We start from the raw sequence: 17,132 nt of genomic DNA, 5'->3' as shown, positions 1-17,132 counted from the left end.
CGTTTTTGGTGCGGAAAGCGCCGGAGCTACAGGGCTGCGCGGCGGCGCTGGAGCTCGGCGCGCTCGACCGCGTTGCCGGTGGCCGCGATCGCGCGGTCGTAGGCGGCCGCGGCGCCGTCGGCGGCGCCGGTCCGGCGCAGCAGCTCGGCGTGCGCGGCGTGCAGGGGCGCGTAGCCGGCCAGGCGCGTGTCGTCCAGCAGCGGGCGGACCAGCTCCAGGCCGGCCTCGGGCGCGCCGGCGAAGGCCAGCGCGGCCGCGCGGTTGATCCGGATCACGGGCGAGGGCGCGTGGCGGTCCAGCTCGGCGTAGAGCGTGGCGATCTCGACCCAGTCGGTGGCGTCGGCGCTGGGCGCGGTGGCGTGCAGGGCGGCGATGGCGGCCTGCAGCTGGTAGGTCCCCGGCCTGCGCAGCGCCATCGCCAGGTCCAGCGCGTGGCTGCCCTCGGCGATCCGGCCGCGGTCCCAGCGCTCGCGGTCCTGGCGGTCGAGCGCGACGTAGTCCCCGCGGGCGTCGACGCGCGCGTCGCGACGGGCGTCCTGCAGGAGCATCAGCGCCAGGAGCCCGAGGACCTCGGGGTCGCCGGGCATCAGGTTGACGAGCAGGCGGCCGAGCCGGATCGCCTCGCCGCACAGCTCGCCGCGGACCAGGCGGTCGCCCGACGCGGCGGCATAGCCCTCGTTGAACACCAGGTAGATGACGGCCAGCACGCCGCCGAGGCGCTCGGGCAGCAGGTCGGGCGGCGGGACGCGGTACGGGATCCGGGCGGCGGCGATCTTGCGCTTGGCGCGCGTGAGCCGCTGGTACATCGTGGGCTCGGAGACCAGGAACGCGCGCGCGACCTCGGCGGTCGTCAGGCCGCCGAGGAGCTTGACGGTCAGCGCGACGCGGGCCTCCAGCGCGAGCGCCGGATGGCAGCAGGTGAAGATCAGGCGCAGCCGGTCGTCGGCGAACTGCGCTCCGGGGTCGTCGCGGTCCTCGTCGACCAACTCGATGTCCTTGCCTTGGTCGGTGTCGCGCGCGGCCAGGGCGGCGAGCCGTTCGATCCGGTCGGCCAGCCCGCGCTCACGCCGCAGCCGGTCGATCGCGCGGCGCCGCGCGGTCGTCGTGATCCACGCGCCGGGGCGGTCGGGGACGCCGTCACGCGGCCACGTCGCGACCGCGGCAGCGAACGCGTCCTGCAGCGCGTCCTCGGCCAAGGTGAAGTCGCCGACCTGCCGGATCAGCGTGGCGAGGATCGCCGGGCCCTCCTCGCGGAAGGCCCGGCTGATGGCCTCGTCGGTCACAGGACCGGGCGCACCTCGATCGATCCATACGGTGCGTTGGGGACACGCGCCGCCCAGGCGATCGCTTCCTCGCGGCTGGGGAGGTCCACGAGGTAGTAGCCGCCGAGCATCTCCTTGGTCTCGGCGAACGGGCCGTCGGTGATCAGCGTCTCGCCGTCGCGCACGCGGACGGTGGTCGCGGTCTCCGTGCCCTCCAGGGCGTTGTTGCCCAGGTGCACGCCCGCGTCGGTCAGCGACCGGCCATAGGCGAACCACGCCTCGAGCCCAGCCCGGGCGTCCATGTCGTCGCGGATCGCCGGCGGCACGTAGAGGAGGAAGAGGAACTTCATGGCCGGTCGGACCTGTGCGTCAGGCCTGGGCGGTGTCGTACACCATCACCGGGCGCACCTCGACCGACCCGAACGCGATGTTCGGCATCTTCGCGGCCCACGCCAGCGCGGCGTCGAGGTCGTCGACCTCGACCACGTAGTAGCCGCCGAGCAGCTCCTTGGTCTCGGCGAACGGGCCGTCGGTGACGAGCGTCTCGCCGTCGCGCACCCGGACGGTCGACGCGGTGTCCCCGGGCTGCAGCCCGTCGCCGGCGACCATGACGCCGGCCTCCTGCAGCGCCTGCGAGTACTCGAACCACGCGCTGGGCTCCGCGCGCTCGCTGCCGTCGGACGGGACGTAGATGAGCAACATGTACTGCATGGCGTGCCTCCGTGATATCGCGTCGGCCGGCGGTTCCGGCCGTTCGCATGGTCGACGGTCCGGGACGGAGGATTCGACCGTTGCGCGCCGAGTTGGCGCGCAGACGCTCAGGCGCCCCAGGGAACCGGGTCGCCCCAGGGGGACGGCCCGTCGGGCTCGCGGCCCGTGCCCTCCAGCAGCGCGGCGCGCTGCCAGGGGTTCGCGCGGGGCGGCTCGGCGACGATCACCGGGGCGTGGTCGCGCAGGAACTGCTCGAGCGCGGCGACCACGGCCGCGGCCTCCTCCGGGGAGGCCGACGGCGCGACGATCTCCAACTGGGGGCGGCGGTTCGGCATCACGGCGAACTCTAGTCGGACGCGCCGGCCCCGCGCTCCACGGCGGCCGCCAGCGCCTCGCCGGCGTGGGCGTAGGACTCCTCGACCAGCCGGACGGCGGTGTCGACGTCGCCGGCCTCGAGCGCGGCGATCGTCTCCGGGTGCGTGTTCTGGCCGGGGTCGAAGGACTTGCGCGTGAACAGCCAGAGGTCCATGCGCCGCAGGCGCGGGAGCATCAGGTCGACCGAGACCTTCAGGTCGGGGTCGTCGGCCACGTCGAGGAAGACCCGGTGGAACGCGTCGTCGGCGAGGATCGCGTCCTGGACCCGGCCCTCGGCGAGCGCGGTGACGTAGGCGGCGTCGTGCGCGCGGAGCTGGTCGTAGTCCGGCGCGGAGAGCTGGCCGGCGGCACGGCGGGTGGCGGCGGCATGCAGGCCGCCGGTGGTCGCGAACGCCTCGCGGGCGAGCTTGAGGTCGAAGGGCAGCGGCTCGGAGGTCATCGCTCGGCGCAACACTAGTCTTCCCTCGCATGCCGCAAGTCGCCGTCCTGGACCATGACGCCGTGCTCGCCGCGGTCTCGCCGCGGGCGGCGATCGACCGCACGCGCGAGGCGTTCCTGCGCCACCGGCGCGGCGAGTGGCTGATGCCGGCCAAGGTCTACCTCGAGGACCCGCCGCACGGCGACTTCCGCGCGATGCCGGCGCTCGGCGACGGGCTGGCGATCCTGAAGTGGATCTCCTCGTTCCCCGGCAACCCGGCGCGCGACCTGCCGACGGTGATGGGCGTCCTGCTCGTCTCCGACGCGACGACGAGCGAGCCGATCGCGATGCTCGACGCGCGGTCGGTGACCGCGCTGCGCACGGGCGCCGTCGCGCCGGTCGCGGCGCGGGCGCTGGCGCGCGAGGACGCCGCGAGCGTCGGCATCGTCGGCTGCGGCCTGCACGGCGCCTGGGCCGCCCGCTGCCTGGCCGCCGACGGCTACGGCCCCGGCGTCTGCTTCGACCCGCGCCCGGAGGCCGCCGAGGCGCTGGCGAGCGAGTTGGGGTGGAAGGCCGGCACGCGCGAGGAGGCGCTGGACGCCGCGGTCGTCTGCTGCGTGACGCCGGGCGCCGACATCGTCGTCGACGCCGGCGACCTCCACCCCGGCCAGCACTTCAACATGCTCGGGGCCGACGGCCCGGGCAAGGCGGAGGCGACGATCGGCGCGGTCGCGTCGTGCGCGCTGTTCTGCGACGAGTGGGCGCAGGCGTCGCACGGCGGCGAGCTGACCGGGGCGGTCGAGGAGGGCCTGGTCACCCGTGATCGCGTCACCGACCTCGGCGCGGTCCTGGCCGGCGAGGCGCCGGGCCGTCCGGGCCCGGAGGCCGTGACGCTCTTCGACTCCACCGGCCTGGCGATCCAGGACCTCGCCATCGCCGCCGCGGCGGTCGAGGCCTGGCGCGCGGGACGCGTCGACGCGCAGAGCGTCAGCCTCTAGTCGACCGCAGCCGCGCGAGGGAGCCCCCGGCGAGCTCGCGCCCGCGATGCGAGCGCTCTGCGCGAGTCACTGCGCGGGGCCGTGCTGGCCCTTGATCGACGGCGAGCCCGGGGCCACGTGGTAGGTCCAGTCCTTCGACGGCAGCTTCTTGGTGGACTTCTTCTTGATGGTGTCCATGCGGACCAGCTCGCAGGTGAAGCCGCTCGGCGACGCGGTCACGGCGCCGAAGCCGTGGTGGTCGAAGTCGGCGTTGTCGACCTGCGGGTTGATGCCGCGCAGCGCGTCGATCAGGGCGGGCGACGTCTCGGGGTTCTTGTCGTTGCCCTTGATCTTGGTCCCGCCGCCGGCGTCCAGGTCGGTCTCGCCCAGCGACTGGGAGGTGATCGAGCCGCCGACCAGCTCGGTGGCCACGGTGTCGCCGGTCGCGCCGTCGCCCGTCCGGACGTCGCCGGCGATGAACGTGTGGATGTCGCCGGTGACGAACACCACGTCGTCGATCTTGTTGTCGCGGATGTGGGTGAGCAGCTCCTCGCGCTCCTGCGGGTAGCCCTCCCAGTTGTCATACGTGTAGTTCGCGCCGCCGAGCACGCGCGTCGGCATGATCGTGACCTCGTTGGCCATGACCTTCCACTTGGCCTTCGACGCGCTGAGCCCGCCCTTGACCCAGTTCATCTGCGGGCGGCCGAGGAAGTCGCGCGGCTGGTCGTAGTCCGCGCACGGCGCGACGACCGCGTCGTCGCACGGCTGGTTGTCGCGGTAGGTGCGCTGGTCCATGATGAACAGGTCGACGTTCTTGCCGAACGAGAGCTTCCGGTACAACCTGGTCCCACCTGGGAACGCCGGCATCGACTCGAAGAACGCCTGGCGCGCCGCCTTCTTGCGCGCCTGGCTGAAGTGCTTGCCGGCGGGCAGGCCGCCGTCGGCCGGCTTGCCCGCGTAGTTGTCCTGGACCTCGTGGTCGTCCCACAGCATCACCATGGGGAACTTGCTGTGGACCGCTCGCAGCAGCGGGTCGGTGCGGTAGAGCTGGTACTTGGCCCGGTAGTCGGCGAGCGTGACGGCCTCGCGGACGATGTCCGGGTTGGTCGGGTTCTCGCGGCCGATCTTGTCGTCGCGCACGCCCGTCCCGCCCTTGACCGAGTGATAGGCCTCGGCGTAGATGTAGTCGCCGAGGCAGACGACGAAGTCGTAGTCGCCATCGGCCATCGCGTCGAGCGCGTTGTAGTAGCCGTGCGTGTAGTCCTGGCAGGAGAAGAACGCGAACTTGACCGTCTCGTTGGAGTCGGCGGGCAGCGCCGTCCGGAAGCGGCCGACCGCGCTGTCGGCGCCCTTGGACGCGAAGCGGTAGAAGTACTCCTCGTGCGCCTTGAGGCCGCCCACGCGCGCCTTGACCGCGTGGTTGGACGCCGAGCCCGTCTTGATGGACTTGCGCGCGACGACGTGGCGGAAGGACTTGTCGCTGGCGACCTCGAGCTCGATCGTCCCCGTGCCGCCGCTGCCGCTCGGGTCGAAGCGCGTCCACAGGCTCACGCCCTTGGGCGTCGGGTCCCCGGCGACCACGCCGTCGGGGAAGCGGCCGCCCGCGAACGGCTTGGCCGCGGCCAGCGACGTGGCGAGCGACGTCGGGACCAGGACGGTGGCGGCGGCGCCACCGGCGCGCATGACGAACTGACGGCGGGTCTGCATGGCGCGAACCTACATCCGGATGATGGGGCGCGTGTGAAGTTCTGCTCGCCTCAGTACGCGACGGGGTGCAGGACCTTCGTGTGCGCGCCGGCCATCAGGTCGGCCGGGTTGCGCGGGAGGCCCTGGCGCTCGGGGCTGTCGTAGTAGGCCTGCTCCGCCGGCCCCCACCCGTCCGGCGCCGCGTGGCCGACGGCCCAGACGAACGTGCCGTCCTCGGGGTCGTTCCAGGCGCCGAGCACCGCGAAGCCGTGCGCGCGACGCGCCGGGACGATGTGGTCGCGCCACAGCGCGACGAACTCCTCCATCGCGCCGGGCTTGATCGTGTACGTGCGCACCTGGACGAGCATCCGCGGCAGCCTACGCCTACACCTCGAGGCGCGACTCCTCCAGGTCGATCTCGCGCTCGACGCGCAGCACGCGCAGGTCCGCGAAGAACGTCGAGGCCTACAACAACGGCGGGAGGCGGGATCGGGACGTTCAGCCCGTTGGCGAGCGCGTTCAGCCCGGCGGCCGAGGCGAACAGCGCGGCGATGACGATCTGCAGGTCGCCCACGGGCGACAAGCATGTCCAGCGCGGCGGCGGGCTACGCGGCCTGCTCGCGCAGGAACGGCAGCACGGCCGCCGTCACGCCGTCCGGATCGTCGGCCAGCGGCCAGTGCCCGGACTCCGGCAGCAGCGTCACGCGCGCGTCGCGGAAGACCTCGCGCTGGCGCTCGGCCAGGCGGACCTTCAGGTACGGGTCCTTGGCGCCCCACACGACCAGCGTCGGCCGCTGGTGCTCGCGCAGCCGCGGTGCGATCGCGGCGACGTGCGGCGCGATCGGCGTGTTGCGGTACAGCTGCAGCACCGCGCGCCGCGTGCCCTTGTCCTGGTAGAGGTCGAAGAGGTGGTCGCCGTAGGGCGCCGGGAACGACCTCGGGTTGGTGCGCTTCATGAACTGGCGCATGCCGCCGCGCGTCGAGGTCAGGAAGAACAGCTCGCCGAGCACCGGCGTGCGCCAGACCTTGGCCAGCGCGTGCCAGCCCTCGCGCAGGATCACGCCGGTGTTGATCAGCGTGGTGGAGGCGTGCGCCTCCGGGTGGTCGGCCGCCCACTGCAGGCCCCACGGACCGCCGAAGTCGTGCAGGACGAGGTGGACCTTGTCGATGTTCAACTGCGCCAGCGCGCCGGCGAGGTGCCGCGCGTAGCCGGGCACGGTGTAGGGCAGGTCGCGCGGCTTGTCGGCGGCGCCGTAGCCGGGCATCGTGATCGCGACCGCGCGGGCGAACGCGCCGGCCGGGGCGAGCAGCGCCAGCCAGTCCTCCGCGACGCCGGGGTTGCCGTGGACGAAGACGATCGCCTCGGTCGCGGTGGCCGGTCCGGCCTCGATGATCGGCGAGCGGACGCCGCCGACCACGACCTCGCCCGTGCGCGTGGGGGCGCCGGTTCCGGCCGCGAGGCCGCTCATCGGGCCATCGCCACCACGGCGGCGCGGGCGACGTCGCGCGGGCGCAGGGCCCGCTCCAGCGGCTCGCTGCGCGCGGCGACCTTGGCCATCACCTTGGCCGTCCGGGGGTCGCGCGCCGCGGCGCGGTGCATCGTGCGCTCCAGCGGGTTGAGCTCCCGGCCGGTGGCGAAGTCCGCCATCTGCAGGTGATGGAGCGCCAGCCGGCGGCGGTGGGTCCGGCGGTAGCGCTCCAGCGCCGGATCCGGGTCGACGCCGGCGCAGAACGCGCCGGCGAGCTCGTCGGCCAGCCACTCGGCGGACTGCAGCGCGAAGCCGACGCCGACGCCCCAGACGGGGTCAGACGCCTGGGCGGCGTCGCCGACGAACGCGACGCCCGGGCGCGCCGCGGGGCGCCGGACGTTGGGCACGTCGAGCTTGCCGATCAGCGGCGAGACGCGCGTGGCGGAGCGCAGGTCCGGCCCGCGGTCCAGACCGTCGAACGCGGCCACGAACGCCGCCTCCTTGTCGCGCTTGAACTCCGGGAGCCGGTCCTTGTGCAGGAACACCGCGGCGACCGTGAGCCCGTCGTCGTTGGGGAAGCAGTAGAAGACGTCGCGGCCCACGAGCCACATCGGCGCGCGCGTGCCGCCGGCCTCCAGCTCCAGGTCGGCGTAGTAGGCCATGTAGCCGAAGCGGTTGTGCGGCAGCACGCGGCCGGGGACGCCGGCGAGCGCGGCGATCGTCGAGCCGCGGCCGTCGGCGCCGACGATGACGCGCGCGTCGACCGCGACGGCGTCGCCCGCCGCGGTGCGCCCGCGCAGCCCGGCGGGCCGGCCGGCGTCGTCGCGCACGAGGTCGGTGACCGTCACGCCCTGGCGCACCTGCACGTCGGGCGTGCGTGCGGCGAGCTCGCGCAGCATCGGGTCGAGCTTCTCGCGCCGCAGGCTGTAGCCGTGCTCGTCGTCGGGCATGACGTACCAGCCGCCGCCCGGGGTGAAGACCTCCAGGCCGTTGCGCACCGCGCCGGCGCGCTCCATCGTCTCGGCGATCCCGAGCCGGCGCAGGACGGGCGTCGCGCCCGCCTGGATGAAGTGCGTGCAGACGACCTTGTAGTGCTCGGGCTTCGGGCTCTTCTCGAGCACCGTGACCCGGACGCCCTGGCGGCCGAGCAGCACGGCCAGGGCGCAGCCGGCGACGCTGCCGCCGGCGATGACGACGTCGGTGGTGTCCGGCATGGGGCGACGCTACCGCGGTGGGTAGCGTCGCGCAACCGTCTGCCGTTGTACGGCTTAGAGCGGGATGTTGCCGTGCTTGCGCTTCGGGCCCGGCTCGCGCTTGGTCTGGAGCGTGTGGAGCGCGTTGATGAGCTTCGGGCGCGTCTCGTGCGGCAGGATCACGTCGTCGATGTAGCCGCGCTCGGCCGCCGAGTACGGGTTCGCGAAGCGCGCCTTGTAGTCGTCCATGAGCTTCTTGCGGCGCTCGTCGGGCGTGGGCGAGGAGGCGAGGTCGCGGCGGTAGATGATGTTCACCGCGCCCTCCGGGCCCATGACCGCGACCTCGGCCTGCGGCCAGGCGAAGTTGAAGTCGGCGAGCAGGTGCTTGGACGCCATGACGTCGTAGGCGCCGCCGTAGGCCTTGCGGGTGATGACGGTGATCTTCGGGACCGTCGCCTCGGTGTAGGCGTACAGCAGCTTGGCGCCGTGGCGGATGATGCCGCCCCACTCCTGCGACGTGCCGGGCAGGAAGCCCGGGACGTCGGTGAACGTCACGATCGGGATGTTGTAGGCGTCGCAGGTGCGGACGAAGCGGGCGGCCTTGGCCGACGCGTCGATGTCGAGGACGCCGGCCATGTGCGCCGGCTGGTTGCCGACGACGCCGACCGCGAAGCCGTCCAGGCGGGCGAAGCCGCAGACGATGTTCTTGGCGAAGTGCTCGTGGATCTCGAAGAACTCGCCGTCGTCGACGACCAGCCGGATGACGTTGCGCATGTCATACGGCTTGTTGGGGTTGTCGGGGACGACGGTGTTGAGCTCCTCGTCCTGCCGGGTCGGGTCGTCGCTCGGCGCGATGCGCGGCGGCGTCTCGAGGTTGTTCTGCGGCAGGAAGGACATCAGGTACCGCGTGTCCTCGATGAGCTGGTCCTCGTCGTCGGCCGCGAGGTGCGCGACGCCCGACTTGGAGTTGTGGGTCATCGCGCCGCCGAGCGACTCGAAGTCCACCTCCTCGCCCGTGACCGTCTTGATGACGTCGGGGCCGGTGATGAACATGTGCGACGACTCCTTCACCATGAAGATGAAGTCGGTGATCGCCGGCGAGTACACCGCGCCGCCCGCGCATGGGCCCATGATCAGCGAGATCTGCGGGATGACGCCCGAGCACTTCACGTTGCGCGTGAAGACGTCGCCGTAGGCGCCCAGCGAGACGACGCCCTCCTGGATGCGGGCGCCGCCGGAGTCGTTGATGCCGATCACCGGGCAGCCGATCTTGGCCGCCAGGTCCATGATCTTGCACATCTTCTCGGCCATGACCTCGCCGAGCGAGCCGCCGAAGACCGTGAAGTCCTGGCTGAAGACGCAGACCCGGCGGCCGTCGATCGTGCCGTGGCCGGTCACGACCGCGTCGCCCCAGGGACGCGTCTTCTGCATGTCGAAGTCGATCGTGCGGTGGCGCACGAACGTGTCGAGCTCCTGGAACGAGCCGGGATCGAGCAGCTTCTCGATCCGCTCGCGGGCGGTCATCTTGCCGCGAGCGTGCTGCTTCTCCTCCGCCTCGGGCGAGGAGTGCATCGCGGCCTCCCGCAGCTCGTTCAGCTGCGCGAGCTTCTCGTCGAAGGTCTCGGGGTTGTGCTGGCGCTGGGTCATGGGCGGCGCCGAACTCTAGTTCGCGAGCGCCGCCGGGCGCTCCGCGCCTCCGGCGGAGCGGTCGATGCCCAGCCGGAAAGGAGCACTACCGACTCCTCCCCTCTTCCACTTTATAGCGCACAGGGGGGCTTGAAACAAGCCCCGGGGTGTGCCCCATAATCGCCGGCCGAACGTCGGAGCTACGAGATGGGAAGTCGCGAAATGCAGGGGTTGTCGGTGATGGAGGTCGATGTGATCGTCGTGGGGGCCGGCCCGACCGGGCTGATGCTGGCCGGTGAGCTGCGCCTGGCCGGCGTGCGGGCGCTGGTGCTGGAGCGCCAGCCGGAGCCGCGGGAGATCCCGAAGGCCGGCGGCCTCGGTGGGCAGATCCTGGAGCTGCTGCGCTACCGCGGCCTGCTGGGGCGCTTGGAGGAGGCCAGCACCGATCCCCATCCGGCGCCGCGCTTCCCGTTCGGCGGCGTGCACGTGGACTTCACCCACCTGGCCGATCCCCCGCTGCGGGCGATGGTGCTCCCGCAACCGCTGCTCGAGCGCCTGCTCGGCGAGCGCGCCGGCGAGCTCGGCGCCGACGTCCGCCGCGGGCACGAGGTGGTCGGCGTGCGCCAGGACGACGACACGGTGACCGCGGACGTGCGCGGTCCGGACGGGCCGTACCGGGTGACCGCCCGCTACCTCGTCGGCTGCGACGGCCCGCACAGCCGGGTCCGCGACCTGGCCGGCATCGCGTTCCCCGGCACCACCTATCCGGAGGTCAACCGGCTCGGCCAGGTCGCGCTCCCCGATGCGGTGACGCTGCTCGACGGCGGCGGCCTCGACGTCCCCGGGGTGGGCACGATCCCCGCGGGCTTCACGCGCACCGACCGCGGCGTGTTCGCGCTCGGGTCGCCCGACCCCGAGGCGGTGATGGTCTTCACCACCGAGGACGAGCTGACCGAGTACGACGACGACGAGCCGATGACGTTGGACGAGCTCCAGGACAGCATCCGCCGCGTGCTCGGCGTGGAGCTCCCGCTCGGGGAGGCGCGGCGGCTGTCGCGCTTCACCTTCCACGCCCGGCACGCCGAGCGGTACCGCGCGGGGCGGATCCTGGTGGCGGGCGATGCCGCCCACCTGTTCCCCGCCACCGGCGTGGCCCTCAACGCCGGCATGCTCGACGCGGTCAACCTCGCCTGGAAGCTGGCGGCCGACGTCGAGGGCTGGGCCCCGCCCGGGCTGGTGGACACCTACCACGACGAACGCCACCGCGCCGGCGAGCGGACGCTGCTGCACACCCGCGCCCAGGTGGCGCTGCGACGTGGAGAGGACCCGGCCGCGCAGGCCCTGCGCGAGCTCTTCCAGGAGCTGTTCGCCGATGAGCAGCCGCTGCGCCGGATCGGCGCGCTGATCGGCGGCACCGACATCCGCTACCCGCCGCCCGGCCCCGACCACCACGCGCTGACCGGCAGCTTCGCGCCCGACCTCGGCCTGCGCACCGACGAGGGCGCGACCAGCGTGGCGGACCTGATGCACGGCGCGCGGCCCGTCCTCCTGGACCTCGCCGACCGCGCGGACCTCCGCGAGGTCGCCGACGGCTGGGCGCCGCGCGTCGACGTCTGCGCCGCAGAGACCGATCAGCGGCCGGCCGACGCGCTCCTGATCCGTCCAGACGGCCACGTCGCGTGGGCCGCGGCTCTCGACGAGCCCGCCGAGGCGGCCGCGGGCACGCTGCGCGCCGCGCTCTCCGGCTGGTTCGGCGCGCCGCTGAAGGTGCCCGTCAGCCGCGGCTGAACGGGCGGTGGTGCGCGGAGCCGAGGTCGTCGAGGATCCCGACCAGCACCGCCTCGACCCGCTCGTCGTCGAACGCCGGCGCCGTCGCGACGATCTCGCCGTCGAGGACGGGCTCCTCGACGGGCTCGGGCTCGGGTTCGACGATCTCGGGCTCGACGACCTCGGGCTCGACGACCTCGGGCTCGACGACCTCGGGCTCGACGACCTCGGCGACGGGCAACTCGCGCTCCGGCTCCGGCTCCTCGACGGTGGGCGCATCCGGCTCGACCCTGCGCCCGAACAGCCGCGCGAAGAGCCCGCGCCGGCGCGGCGGGGCCTCGGCGACCGGCGTCTCCCCGACGGCCGGCTCCTCGGCCTCCGCGACGACCTCGGCCTCCGCGACGACCTCGGCCTCCGCCTCGACCACGGGCTCCGCCTCGACCACGGGCTCCGCCTCCGCCACGGGCTCCGCCTCGACCACGGGCTCCGCCTCCGCCGCCGGCGTCTCGTCCGCCGATGGCTTGGCCTCCTCCACGATCGCTGCGGCCGTGATCGTCACCTTCGTGCCCCACCCAGAGGCTTCGAGCTCCACCGTGCCGCGTGCGCGGTCGCCCTCCCAGACGACGGTGGTCTCGGCCTCCAGCCGGGTGATGCGGATCTCGCCGAACTCGCCGAGGTGGCGCGCCAGGGTGCTGACGTCGCTGATCTCGGCCCACAGCTCGGGCGGGCTCTTGACGAGGGTGCGCTGTGCTCGGGGCTCGGACATCGGGACTGGAGTTCGCCTCGCGCGACGGCGATCCCTGCACCCCCGAACGCGCTGCAAGCGTTCGCCCGCGCCGGGTGCGGCTACCCGAACGTCCAGGGTTGCCTGGGCAACCCCCTGATGTACGGACAACCCCCTTCACGCAGGCTTCACACCCCGGATACGTTGATCGCGCGGCACTCAGCGCGGGAGCTGAACGTCCGGTCCACACAGCCCTGCCACCACCACATCGGGAGTCGTCGTGCACCGCAGCTCCAAGGTCGCGTTCGCGGCCGCGCTCTGCAGCCTCGCCGTTCCAGGCGCTGCCTCCGCGGCCACCAAGTCCGTCTTCGCGGGTCCGCCCATCAAGAAGGCCCCGGCCGGCGTCCCCAAGGACGGCGACATCAACTCGTTCTTCCCGAAGGCGGTGACGATCCACACGGGCGACTCCGTCTCTTGGAAGATCGCCGGCTTCCACCTCATCAACATCCCGAAGAAGGGCTCGGCCCCGTCGCCGCTAGCCGTGCCGGACGCGACCAAGCCGGCGACCGGCGTCAACGATGCCGCGGGCGCGCCGTTCTGGTTCAACGGCCAGGGCACGCCGGTGCTGCCGTCGGTCATCGCCCTGGGCACCCGCAGCGGCGAGGCCTACACGGGCGCGACCGAGTTCGGGTCCGGCCTCCCGCTGTCGGCCAAGCCCAAGCCGTACGTGGTCACGTTCCCGAAGGCGGGCACTTACACCTACTTCTGCCAGCTGCACCCGGGCATGAAGGGGAAGGTGACCGTCGTCGCCAAGAGCAAGTCGGTGCCGAGCGCCAAGTCCGACGCCGCGCGCGTCAAGACCCAGCTCGACAGCGCGCTGACGACGCTCAAGAAGCTCGACAAGCAGAAGACCAAGGCGGCCAACACGGTCGTGGCCGGCCCGGACTCGACATCGGGCCCGATCCTCTTCCGTTTCTCGCCCGGCACGCTGAAGACGAAGGTCAACACGCCGGTCACGCTGACGATGACCCCGGGCACGACCGAGGACCACACGTTCACGTTCGCCAAGAACGTCAAGGCCGCCGGCAAGACCGCCGAGAAGGAGCTGCTCGCGCCGCTGGGCGCCGGCAACCCGCCGACGTTCGCGTTCTCGCCGAAGTGGGCGTACCCGAGCGAGGCGCCTGGGACCGCCGTCAGCTACGACGGGACCAACCACGGCGACGGGTTCCTGAACTCCGGTGTCCTGGACGGCAGCTCGGCGACGCCGTTCCCGCAGAAGTTCACCGTGTCGTTCAGCAAGGCCGGCACCTACTCGTACTTCTGCGCCATCCACCCGTTCATGGTCGGGAAGATCACCGCCACGTCATGACGCACCGTGCTCGCAGGGGCGCCGCGCTCGCCGCCGTGATGGCGGTCGGCGCGGCGGTGGCGCTGCCGGCGATCTCGCCGGCGGCGCCCGCGCACACCAAGAAGAAGCCGCACCACCAGGCCGCGGGCAAGACGCGCGAGGTCGGCGTGGAGTCCGACTTCTACGACCCGACCAAGCTGACGATCCACGTCGGCGACAAGGTCAAGTGGGTCTGGCACGCCACCGGGCTGGCGCTGCACGACGTCTATGTCGACTCGGGTCCGACCGAGTTCAACTCGCCGACGCAGGCCGCCGGCCAGTTCTCGCAGACCTTCAAGAAGGCCGGCACCTACAAGCTGTACTGCACCCAGCACGAGGAGGACATGACGATGACGTTGGTCGTCAAGAGGGTGCCGAAGTGAGCCTCTCGCGCCGCGACCTGCTGTGCCGGCTGGGCACGGGGTCGGTGGCGATCGCGGCGGGCGGCGGCGTGACGCGCGCCGCCGGCCAGGCCCAGGCCCACGCCGCGCAGGCGCCCGGCGCCGGCCCGACCGTCCGCGAGTACTGGGTGGCGGCGCGCAACGTGCGCTGGAAGATCGTCCCGACCGGCCTCGACGCGTGGAAGGACAAGAAGGTCAAGAACATCACCTACGACGCGCTGGCCTACGTGGCCTGCACGCCGAACTGGGAGCAGCCGCTCCCACCGGTCGGCGTCGGCGACAACGTCGGCATCCCGGGCCCGGTCCTGCGCGGCTACCCCGGCGACACGCTGCGGGTCCACTTCCGCAACGAGGACAAGAAGTACAACATGCCCCACACCATGCATCCGCACGGGGTCGGCTACACGCCCGACCACGACGGGACATACATGGGGCGCTCGACGCGGCCGTCGGGCGCGGTCGGGGTCGGGCAGACGTGGACCTACGAGTGGGACGTGCGCGACGACGCGATCGGCGTGTGGCCGTACCACGACCACGGTCCGATGGAGATGATGTCCACCAACCTGGGGCTGTTCGGCGCGATCGTCGTCCGGCCGCGCGAAGAGCCGGTGCCCGACGTCGAGCACACGATCTACTTCCACATGTACATGCCCACCGACATCAAGGCGCGCAAGGCGTTCAGCGCGATCAACGGGCGCGCCTACGCGGGCAACACGCCGTCGCCGGCGGCGCGCGTCGGCCAGGACGTCGCGTGGAACGTCCTGACGCTCGGCAACGAGCTCCACACCTTCCACATCCACGGCCACCGCTGGAAGGACGCCGCCGGCGCCTTCTCCGACGCGCCGGACCTCTCGCCCTCGCAGGGCATCCGGGTCCGCTACCGCGAGGACGCGCCGGGCCGCTGGCTCTACCACTGCCACGTCATGAGCCACATGGAGCAGGGCATGCTCGGCTTCTACGACGTCTCGCCCTGACGCTCTGGGTCGCTGACCGCTTGGACCGGGGCGCTAGGCCCCCGGCCTGGCCGTCATGAAGAAGATCGCGATCAGGACGAGCGCGCAGTTGGCGTACGCCGCGATCACGACGCGGCGGGCCAGGTCGTCGTACGCGGCGCTCGGCTCGTCACCGCCGGCCACCAGCTGCGCCAGCTCGCGCTCCTTCGGCGCGCTGAACGCGCCGAGGATCCCACCGACGACGAGCAGGATGACCAGCGGGACGCTGACCCACGACTCCGACCAGACGTCGGCGTCGCTGGCCAGGTAGATGCCGCAGAGCAGCACGAGCACCATCGCCGGCTGCACCACGACCTTGAGCAGGCGGGACGTCGCGGCGTGCAGGATCGGCAGCGCCTCGGGGTGGGCGGAGCGCGCCCACGGCAGCACCACCGGGTAGGCGAAGAGGGCGCCGAACGCGACCACGACCGCCATGATGTGGACGGACAGGACGACGCCGTAGAACGTGAGCGCGAGCGGCATGGGGATCGTCATCAGAACGTGGGCTGGTACTTGCCGAAGACGTCCTGCATCGCGCCGCAGACCTCGCCGAGCGACGCGCGGTCGCGCAGCGCGTCCTTGATGGCGGGCAGCAGGTTGTCGGTGCCGCGGGCGGCGCCGCGCAGCTCCTCGAGGCGGGCGTCGACGACCGCCTGGTCGCGGTTCTCCTTGAACGCCTTGAGGCGTCCGACCTGCTGGTTCTCGGACTCCGGGTCGACGCGCAGGAGGTCCGGGACCTCGATCTCGTCCTCTTCGTACTTGTTGACGCCGACGACGATGTCCTGGCCGAGGCGGTAGCGCTCCTGGTAGCCCCACGCCGACTCGTCGATCTCGCCGGTGATGAACTCGATCGCGTTGACCGAGCCGCCGAGCTCGTCGACCTTGGCGATCAGCTCCTGGGCGCGCGACTCGATCTCCTCGGTCAGCGCCTCGACGAAGTAGGACCCGGCGAACGGGTCGACGGTGTCGGTGGCGCCCGACTCGTGGGCGATGATCTGCTGCGTGCGGACCGCGATCTTGGCCGCGCGCTCGGTCGGGAGCGCCAGCGCCTCGTCGTAGCCGTTGGTGTGCAGCGACTGCGTCCCGCCGGCCACGGCCGCGAAGCCCTGCAGCGCGACGCGCGCGATGTTGTTCTCCGGCTGCTGGGCGGTCAGCGTCACGCCGCCGGTCTGCGTGTGGAAGCGGAGCATCATCGACTTGGGGTTCTTGGCCCCGAAGCGGTCGCGCATGATGTGCGCCCACATCCGCCGGGCGGCGCGGAACTTCGCGACCTCCTGGAAGACGTTGTTGTGGCCGTTGAAGAAGAACGCCAGGCGCGGGGCGAAGTCGTCGACCGCCAGGCCCGCGTCGACCGCGGCCTGCACGTAGGCGATGCCGCTCGACAGCGTGAACGCGACCTCCTGGACGGCGGAGCAGCCCTTCTCGCGGAAGTGGTAGCCCGAGATGGACACCGTGTTCCACTTCGGGATGTTCTCCTTGCAGTAGGCGAACAGGTCGGTCGTGAGCCGCATCGTCGGCACGGGCGGGTAGATGTAGTTGCCGCGCGCGATGTACTCCTTGAGCACGTCGTTCTGCGTGGTGCCGCGCAGCTGCTGGGACGGGACGCCCTGCTCCTCGCCGACCAGCTCGTAGAGCAGCATCAGGCACGCGGCGGGCGCGTTGATCGTCATCGACGTCGAGACCTGGTCCAGCGGGATGCCGTCGAAGGCCGTGCGCATGTCGTCGATCGTGTCGATCGCGACGCCGGTGCGGCCGACCTCGCCGAGGCAGCGCGGGTTGTCGGAGTCCAGGCCGAGCTGCGTCGGGAGGTCGAAGGCCATCGACAGCCCGGTGCCGCCCTTACTGAGCAGGTAGCGGTAGCGCTCGTTGGACTCCTTGGCGCTCGCGTAGCCCGCGTACTGGCGCATCGTCCAGAACTGCTTGCGGTACATCTCGCGGTGCGGGCCGCGGATGTAGGGGAACTCGCCCGGCTCGCCGAGCTCCAGCTTGTCGGGGAGGTCGTCAGCGGTGTAGAGCTGCTTGATCTCGATGCCGGAGTCGGTGAAGCGCCGGGGGTCGTCGGGGCCCACGATGGGCGCGACCGTCAAGCGCTCCTCTGCAGGAGTCGTCGCCATGGCCTGAAGATTAGGGACGCGATAGCCCGA

The 17,132-nt window shown here is 72.1% G+C and carries 18 protein-coding genes; 5 read left to right on the top strand and 13 right to left on the bottom strand.

The features are described 5' to 3' along the window. Positions 1 to 26 precede the first annotated feature (26 nt). The 5 genes from DSM104299_RS26965 to DSM104299_RS26945 form a co-directional block, all read right to left on the bottom strand. A complete protein-coding gene (locus tag DSM104299_RS26965; protein WP_272474768.1) occupies positions 27 to 1,283 on the bottom strand; it encodes an RNA polymerase sigma factor in 1,257 nt (418 codons plus the stop codon). Then, entirely contained in the window at positions 1,280 to 1,612 is a 333-nt protein-coding gene (locus tag DSM104299_RS26960) for a YciI family protein (protein ID WP_272474767.1), read from the bottom strand. The genes DSM104299_RS26965 and DSM104299_RS26960 overlap by 4 nt, the downstream gene beginning before the upstream one ends. A 19-nt stretch (positions 1,613 to 1,631) precedes the next feature. After that, the gene (locus DSM104299_RS26955; protein ID WP_272474766.1) at positions 1,632 to 1,973 is read right to left on the bottom strand and encodes a YciI family protein; all 342 of its coding nucleotides are present in this window, start codon (positions 1,971 to 1,973) and stop codon (positions 1,632 to 1,634) included. Between the two features lie 107 nt (positions 1,974 to 2,080). After that, positions 2,081 to 2,308, bottom strand: coding sequence for a hypothetical protein (locus DSM104299_RS26950; protein ID WP_272474765.1), 228 nt, complete (start codon positions 2,306 to 2,308; stop codon positions 2,081 to 2,083). An 11-nt stretch (positions 2,309 to 2,319) separates the two neighbouring features. Next, positions 2,320 to 2,787 carry an FCD domain-containing protein gene (locus DSM104299_RS26945; RefSeq protein ID WP_272474764.1) on the bottom strand — a complete coding sequence of 156 codons (468 nt, stop codon included), beginning with the start codon at positions 2,785 to 2,787 and terminating at the stop codon, positions 2,320 to 2,322. A gap of 29 nt (positions 2,788 to 2,816) precedes the next feature. Here DSM104299_RS26945 and DSM104299_RS26940 point away from each other — a divergent pair, with 29 nt between their 5' ends. Further along, positions 2,817 to 3,764 carry an ornithine cyclodeaminase family protein gene (locus DSM104299_RS26940; protein ID WP_272474763.1) on the top strand — a complete coding sequence of 316 codons (948 nt, stop codon included), beginning with the start codon at positions 2,817 to 2,819 and terminating at the stop codon, positions 3,762 to 3,764. Between the two features lie 66 nt (positions 3,765 to 3,830). Here DSM104299_RS26940 and DSM104299_RS26935 read toward each other — a convergent pair whose 3' ends face one another. From DSM104299_RS26935 to DSM104299_RS26915, 5 genes are all read right to left on the bottom strand, one after another. Beyond that, positions 3,831 to 5,450, bottom strand: a complete 1,620-nt coding sequence (locus DSM104299_RS26935) for an alkaline phosphatase D family protein (protein WP_272474762.1) — start codon at positions 5,448 to 5,450, stop codon at positions 3,831 to 3,833. Between the two features lie 50 nt (positions 5,451 to 5,500). Further along, positions 5,501 to 5,797, bottom strand: coding sequence for an NIPSNAP family protein (locus tag DSM104299_RS26930; protein ID WP_272474761.1), 297 nt, complete (start codon positions 5,795 to 5,797; stop codon positions 5,501 to 5,503). 237 nt (positions 5,798 to 6,034) lie between these two features. Continuing rightward, positions 6,035 to 6,898: an alpha/beta fold hydrolase gene (locus DSM104299_RS26925; protein ID WP_272474760.1), complete on the bottom strand. Its 864-nt coding sequence runs from the start codon at positions 6,896 to 6,898 to the stop codon at positions 6,035 to 6,037. Continuing rightward, a complete protein-coding gene (locus DSM104299_RS26920) occupies positions 6,895 to 8,112 on the bottom strand; it encodes an FAD-dependent oxidoreductase (RefSeq protein ID WP_272474759.1) in 1,218 nt (405 codons plus the stop codon). Before DSM104299_RS26920 ends, DSM104299_RS26925 begins: the two co-directional genes overlap by 4 nt. A 54-nt stretch (positions 8,113 to 8,166) precedes the next feature. Then, a complete protein-coding gene (locus tag DSM104299_RS26915) occupies positions 8,167 to 9,738 on the bottom strand; it encodes an acyl-CoA carboxylase subunit beta (protein ID WP_272474758.1) in 1,572 nt (523 codons plus the stop codon). Between the two features lie 219 nt (positions 9,739 to 9,957). Here DSM104299_RS26915 and DSM104299_RS26910 point away from each other — a divergent pair, with 219 nt between their 5' ends. Next, positions 9,958 to 11,505 (top strand): FAD-dependent monooxygenase, encoded by a 1,548-nt coding sequence (locus DSM104299_RS26910; protein ID WP_349294603.1) that lies wholly within the window; start codon positions 9,958 to 9,960, stop codon positions 11,503 to 11,505. On the opposite strand, the gene DSM104299_RS26905 is transcribed toward DSM104299_RS26910, so the two are convergent. Continuing rightward, positions 11,492 to 12,250 carry a hypothetical protein gene (locus DSM104299_RS26905; RefSeq protein ID WP_272474756.1) on the bottom strand — a complete coding sequence of 253 codons (759 nt, stop codon included), beginning with the start codon at positions 12,248 to 12,250 and terminating at the stop codon, positions 11,492 to 11,494. The genes DSM104299_RS26910 and DSM104299_RS26905 overlap by 14 nt on opposite strands. Positions 12,251 to 12,488: 238 nt before the next feature. On the opposite strand from DSM104299_RS26905, the gene DSM104299_RS26900 reads away from it, so the two are divergent. From DSM104299_RS26900 to DSM104299_RS26890, 3 genes are read left to right on the top strand one after another with little or no spacing between them, the layout of a single operon-like run. Beyond that, the gene (locus DSM104299_RS26900; protein WP_272474755.1) at positions 12,489 to 13,577 is read left to right on the top strand and encodes a plastocyanin/azurin family copper-binding protein; all 1,089 of its coding nucleotides are present in this window, start codon (positions 12,489 to 12,491) and stop codon (positions 13,575 to 13,577) included. Next, positions 13,574 to 13,978, top strand: a complete 405-nt coding sequence (locus DSM104299_RS26895; protein WP_272474754.1) for a cupredoxin domain-containing protein — start codon at positions 13,574 to 13,576, stop codon at positions 13,976 to 13,978. Before DSM104299_RS26900 ends, DSM104299_RS26895 begins: the two co-directional genes overlap by 4 nt. Further along, on the top strand, positions 13,975 to 14,970 hold the full coding sequence (locus DSM104299_RS26890; RefSeq protein WP_272474753.1) for a multicopper oxidase domain-containing protein: 996 nt from the start codon (positions 13,975 to 13,977) through the stop codon (positions 14,968 to 14,970). Before DSM104299_RS26895 ends, DSM104299_RS26890 begins: the two co-directional genes overlap by 4 nt. A gap of 33 nt (positions 14,971 to 15,003) precedes the next feature. Here the strand turns inward: DSM104299_RS26890 and DSM104299_RS26885 are convergent, their stop codons facing one another. Both DSM104299_RS26885 and DSM104299_RS26880 read right to left on the bottom strand, forming a co-directional pair. Continuing rightward, the gene (locus DSM104299_RS26885; protein WP_272474752.1) at positions 15,004 to 15,483 is read right to left on the bottom strand and encodes a DUF2269 family protein; all 480 of its coding nucleotides are present in this window, start codon (positions 15,481 to 15,483) and stop codon (positions 15,004 to 15,006) included. After that, a complete protein-coding gene (locus DSM104299_RS26880) occupies positions 15,483 to 17,102 on the bottom strand; it encodes an acyl-CoA mutase large subunit family protein (RefSeq protein ID WP_272474751.1) in 1,620 nt (539 codons plus the stop codon). The genes DSM104299_RS26885 and DSM104299_RS26880 overlap by 1 nt, the downstream gene beginning before the upstream one ends. Positions 17,103 to 17,132: the final 30 nt, after the last annotated feature.

The organism is Baekduia alba (assembly GCF_028416635.1).
Lineage (GTDB): Bacteria > Actinomycetota > Thermoleophilia > Solirubrobacterales > Solirubrobacteraceae > Baekduia > Baekduia alba.
The sequence above is the reverse complement of the archived record's forward strand: the minus strand, read 5'-3'. Positions and strand labels throughout refer to the sequence as shown.

Excerpts from the sequence above, each read along its gene's own strand:
- DSM104299_RS26960 (WP_272474767.1), bottom strand. The coding sequence starts at position 1,612 with ATGAAGTTCCTCTTCCTCCTCTACGTGCCGCCGGCGATCCGCGACGAC.
- DSM104299_RS26955 (WP_272474766.1), bottom strand. The coding sequence starts at position 1,973 with ATGCAGTACATGTTGCTCATCTACGTCCCGTCCGACGGCAGCGAGCGC.
- DSM104299_RS26950 (WP_272474765.1), bottom strand. The coding sequence starts at position 2,308 with ATGCCGAACCGCCGCCCCCAGTTGGAGATCGTCGCGCCGTCGGCCTCC.
- DSM104299_RS26945 (WP_272474764.1), bottom strand. The coding sequence starts at position 2,787 with ATGACCTCCGAGCCGCTGCCCTTCGACCTCAAGCTCGCCCGCGAGGCG.
- DSM104299_RS26940 (WP_272474763.1), top strand. The coding sequence starts at position 2,817 with ATGCCGCAAGTCGCCGTCCTGGACCATGACGCCGTGCTCGCCGCGGTC.
- DSM104299_RS26935 (WP_272474762.1), bottom strand. The coding sequence starts at position 5,450 with ATGCAGACCCGCCGTCAGTTCGTCATGCGCGCCGGTGGCGCCGCCGCC.
- DSM104299_RS26930 (WP_272474761.1), bottom strand. The coding sequence starts at position 5,797 with ATGCTCGTCCAGGTGCGCACGTACACGATCAAGCCCGGCGCGATGGAG.
- DSM104299_RS26925 (WP_272474760.1), bottom strand. The coding sequence starts at position 6,898 with ATGAGCGGCCTCGCGGCCGGAACCGGCGCCCCCACGCGCACGGGCGAG.
- DSM104299_RS26920 (WP_272474759.1), bottom strand. The coding sequence starts at position 8,112 with ATGCCGGACACCACCGACGTCGTCATCGCCGGCGGCAGCGTCGCCGGC.
- DSM104299_RS26915 (WP_272474758.1), bottom strand. The coding sequence starts at position 9,738 with ATGACCCAGCGCCAGCACAACCCCGAGACCTTCGACGAGAAGCTCGCG.
- DSM104299_RS26910 (WP_349294603.1), top strand. The coding sequence starts at position 9,958 with ATGGAGGTCGATGTGATCGTCGTGGGGGCCGGCCCGACCGGGCTGATG.
- DSM104299_RS26905 (WP_272474756.1), bottom strand. The coding sequence starts at position 12,250 with ATGTCCGAGCCCCGAGCACAGCGCACCCTCGTCAAGAGCCCGCCCGAG.
- DSM104299_RS26895 (WP_272474754.1), top strand. The coding sequence starts at position 13,574 with ATGACGCACCGTGCTCGCAGGGGCGCCGCGCTCGCCGCCGTGATGGCG.
- DSM104299_RS26885 (WP_272474752.1), bottom strand. The coding sequence starts at position 15,483 with ATGACGATCCCCATGCCGCTCGCGCTCACGTTCTACGGCGTCGTCCTG.
- DSM104299_RS26880 (WP_272474751.1), bottom strand. The coding sequence starts at position 17,102 with ATGGCGACGACTCCTGCAGAGGAGCGCTTGACGGTCGCGCCCATCGTG.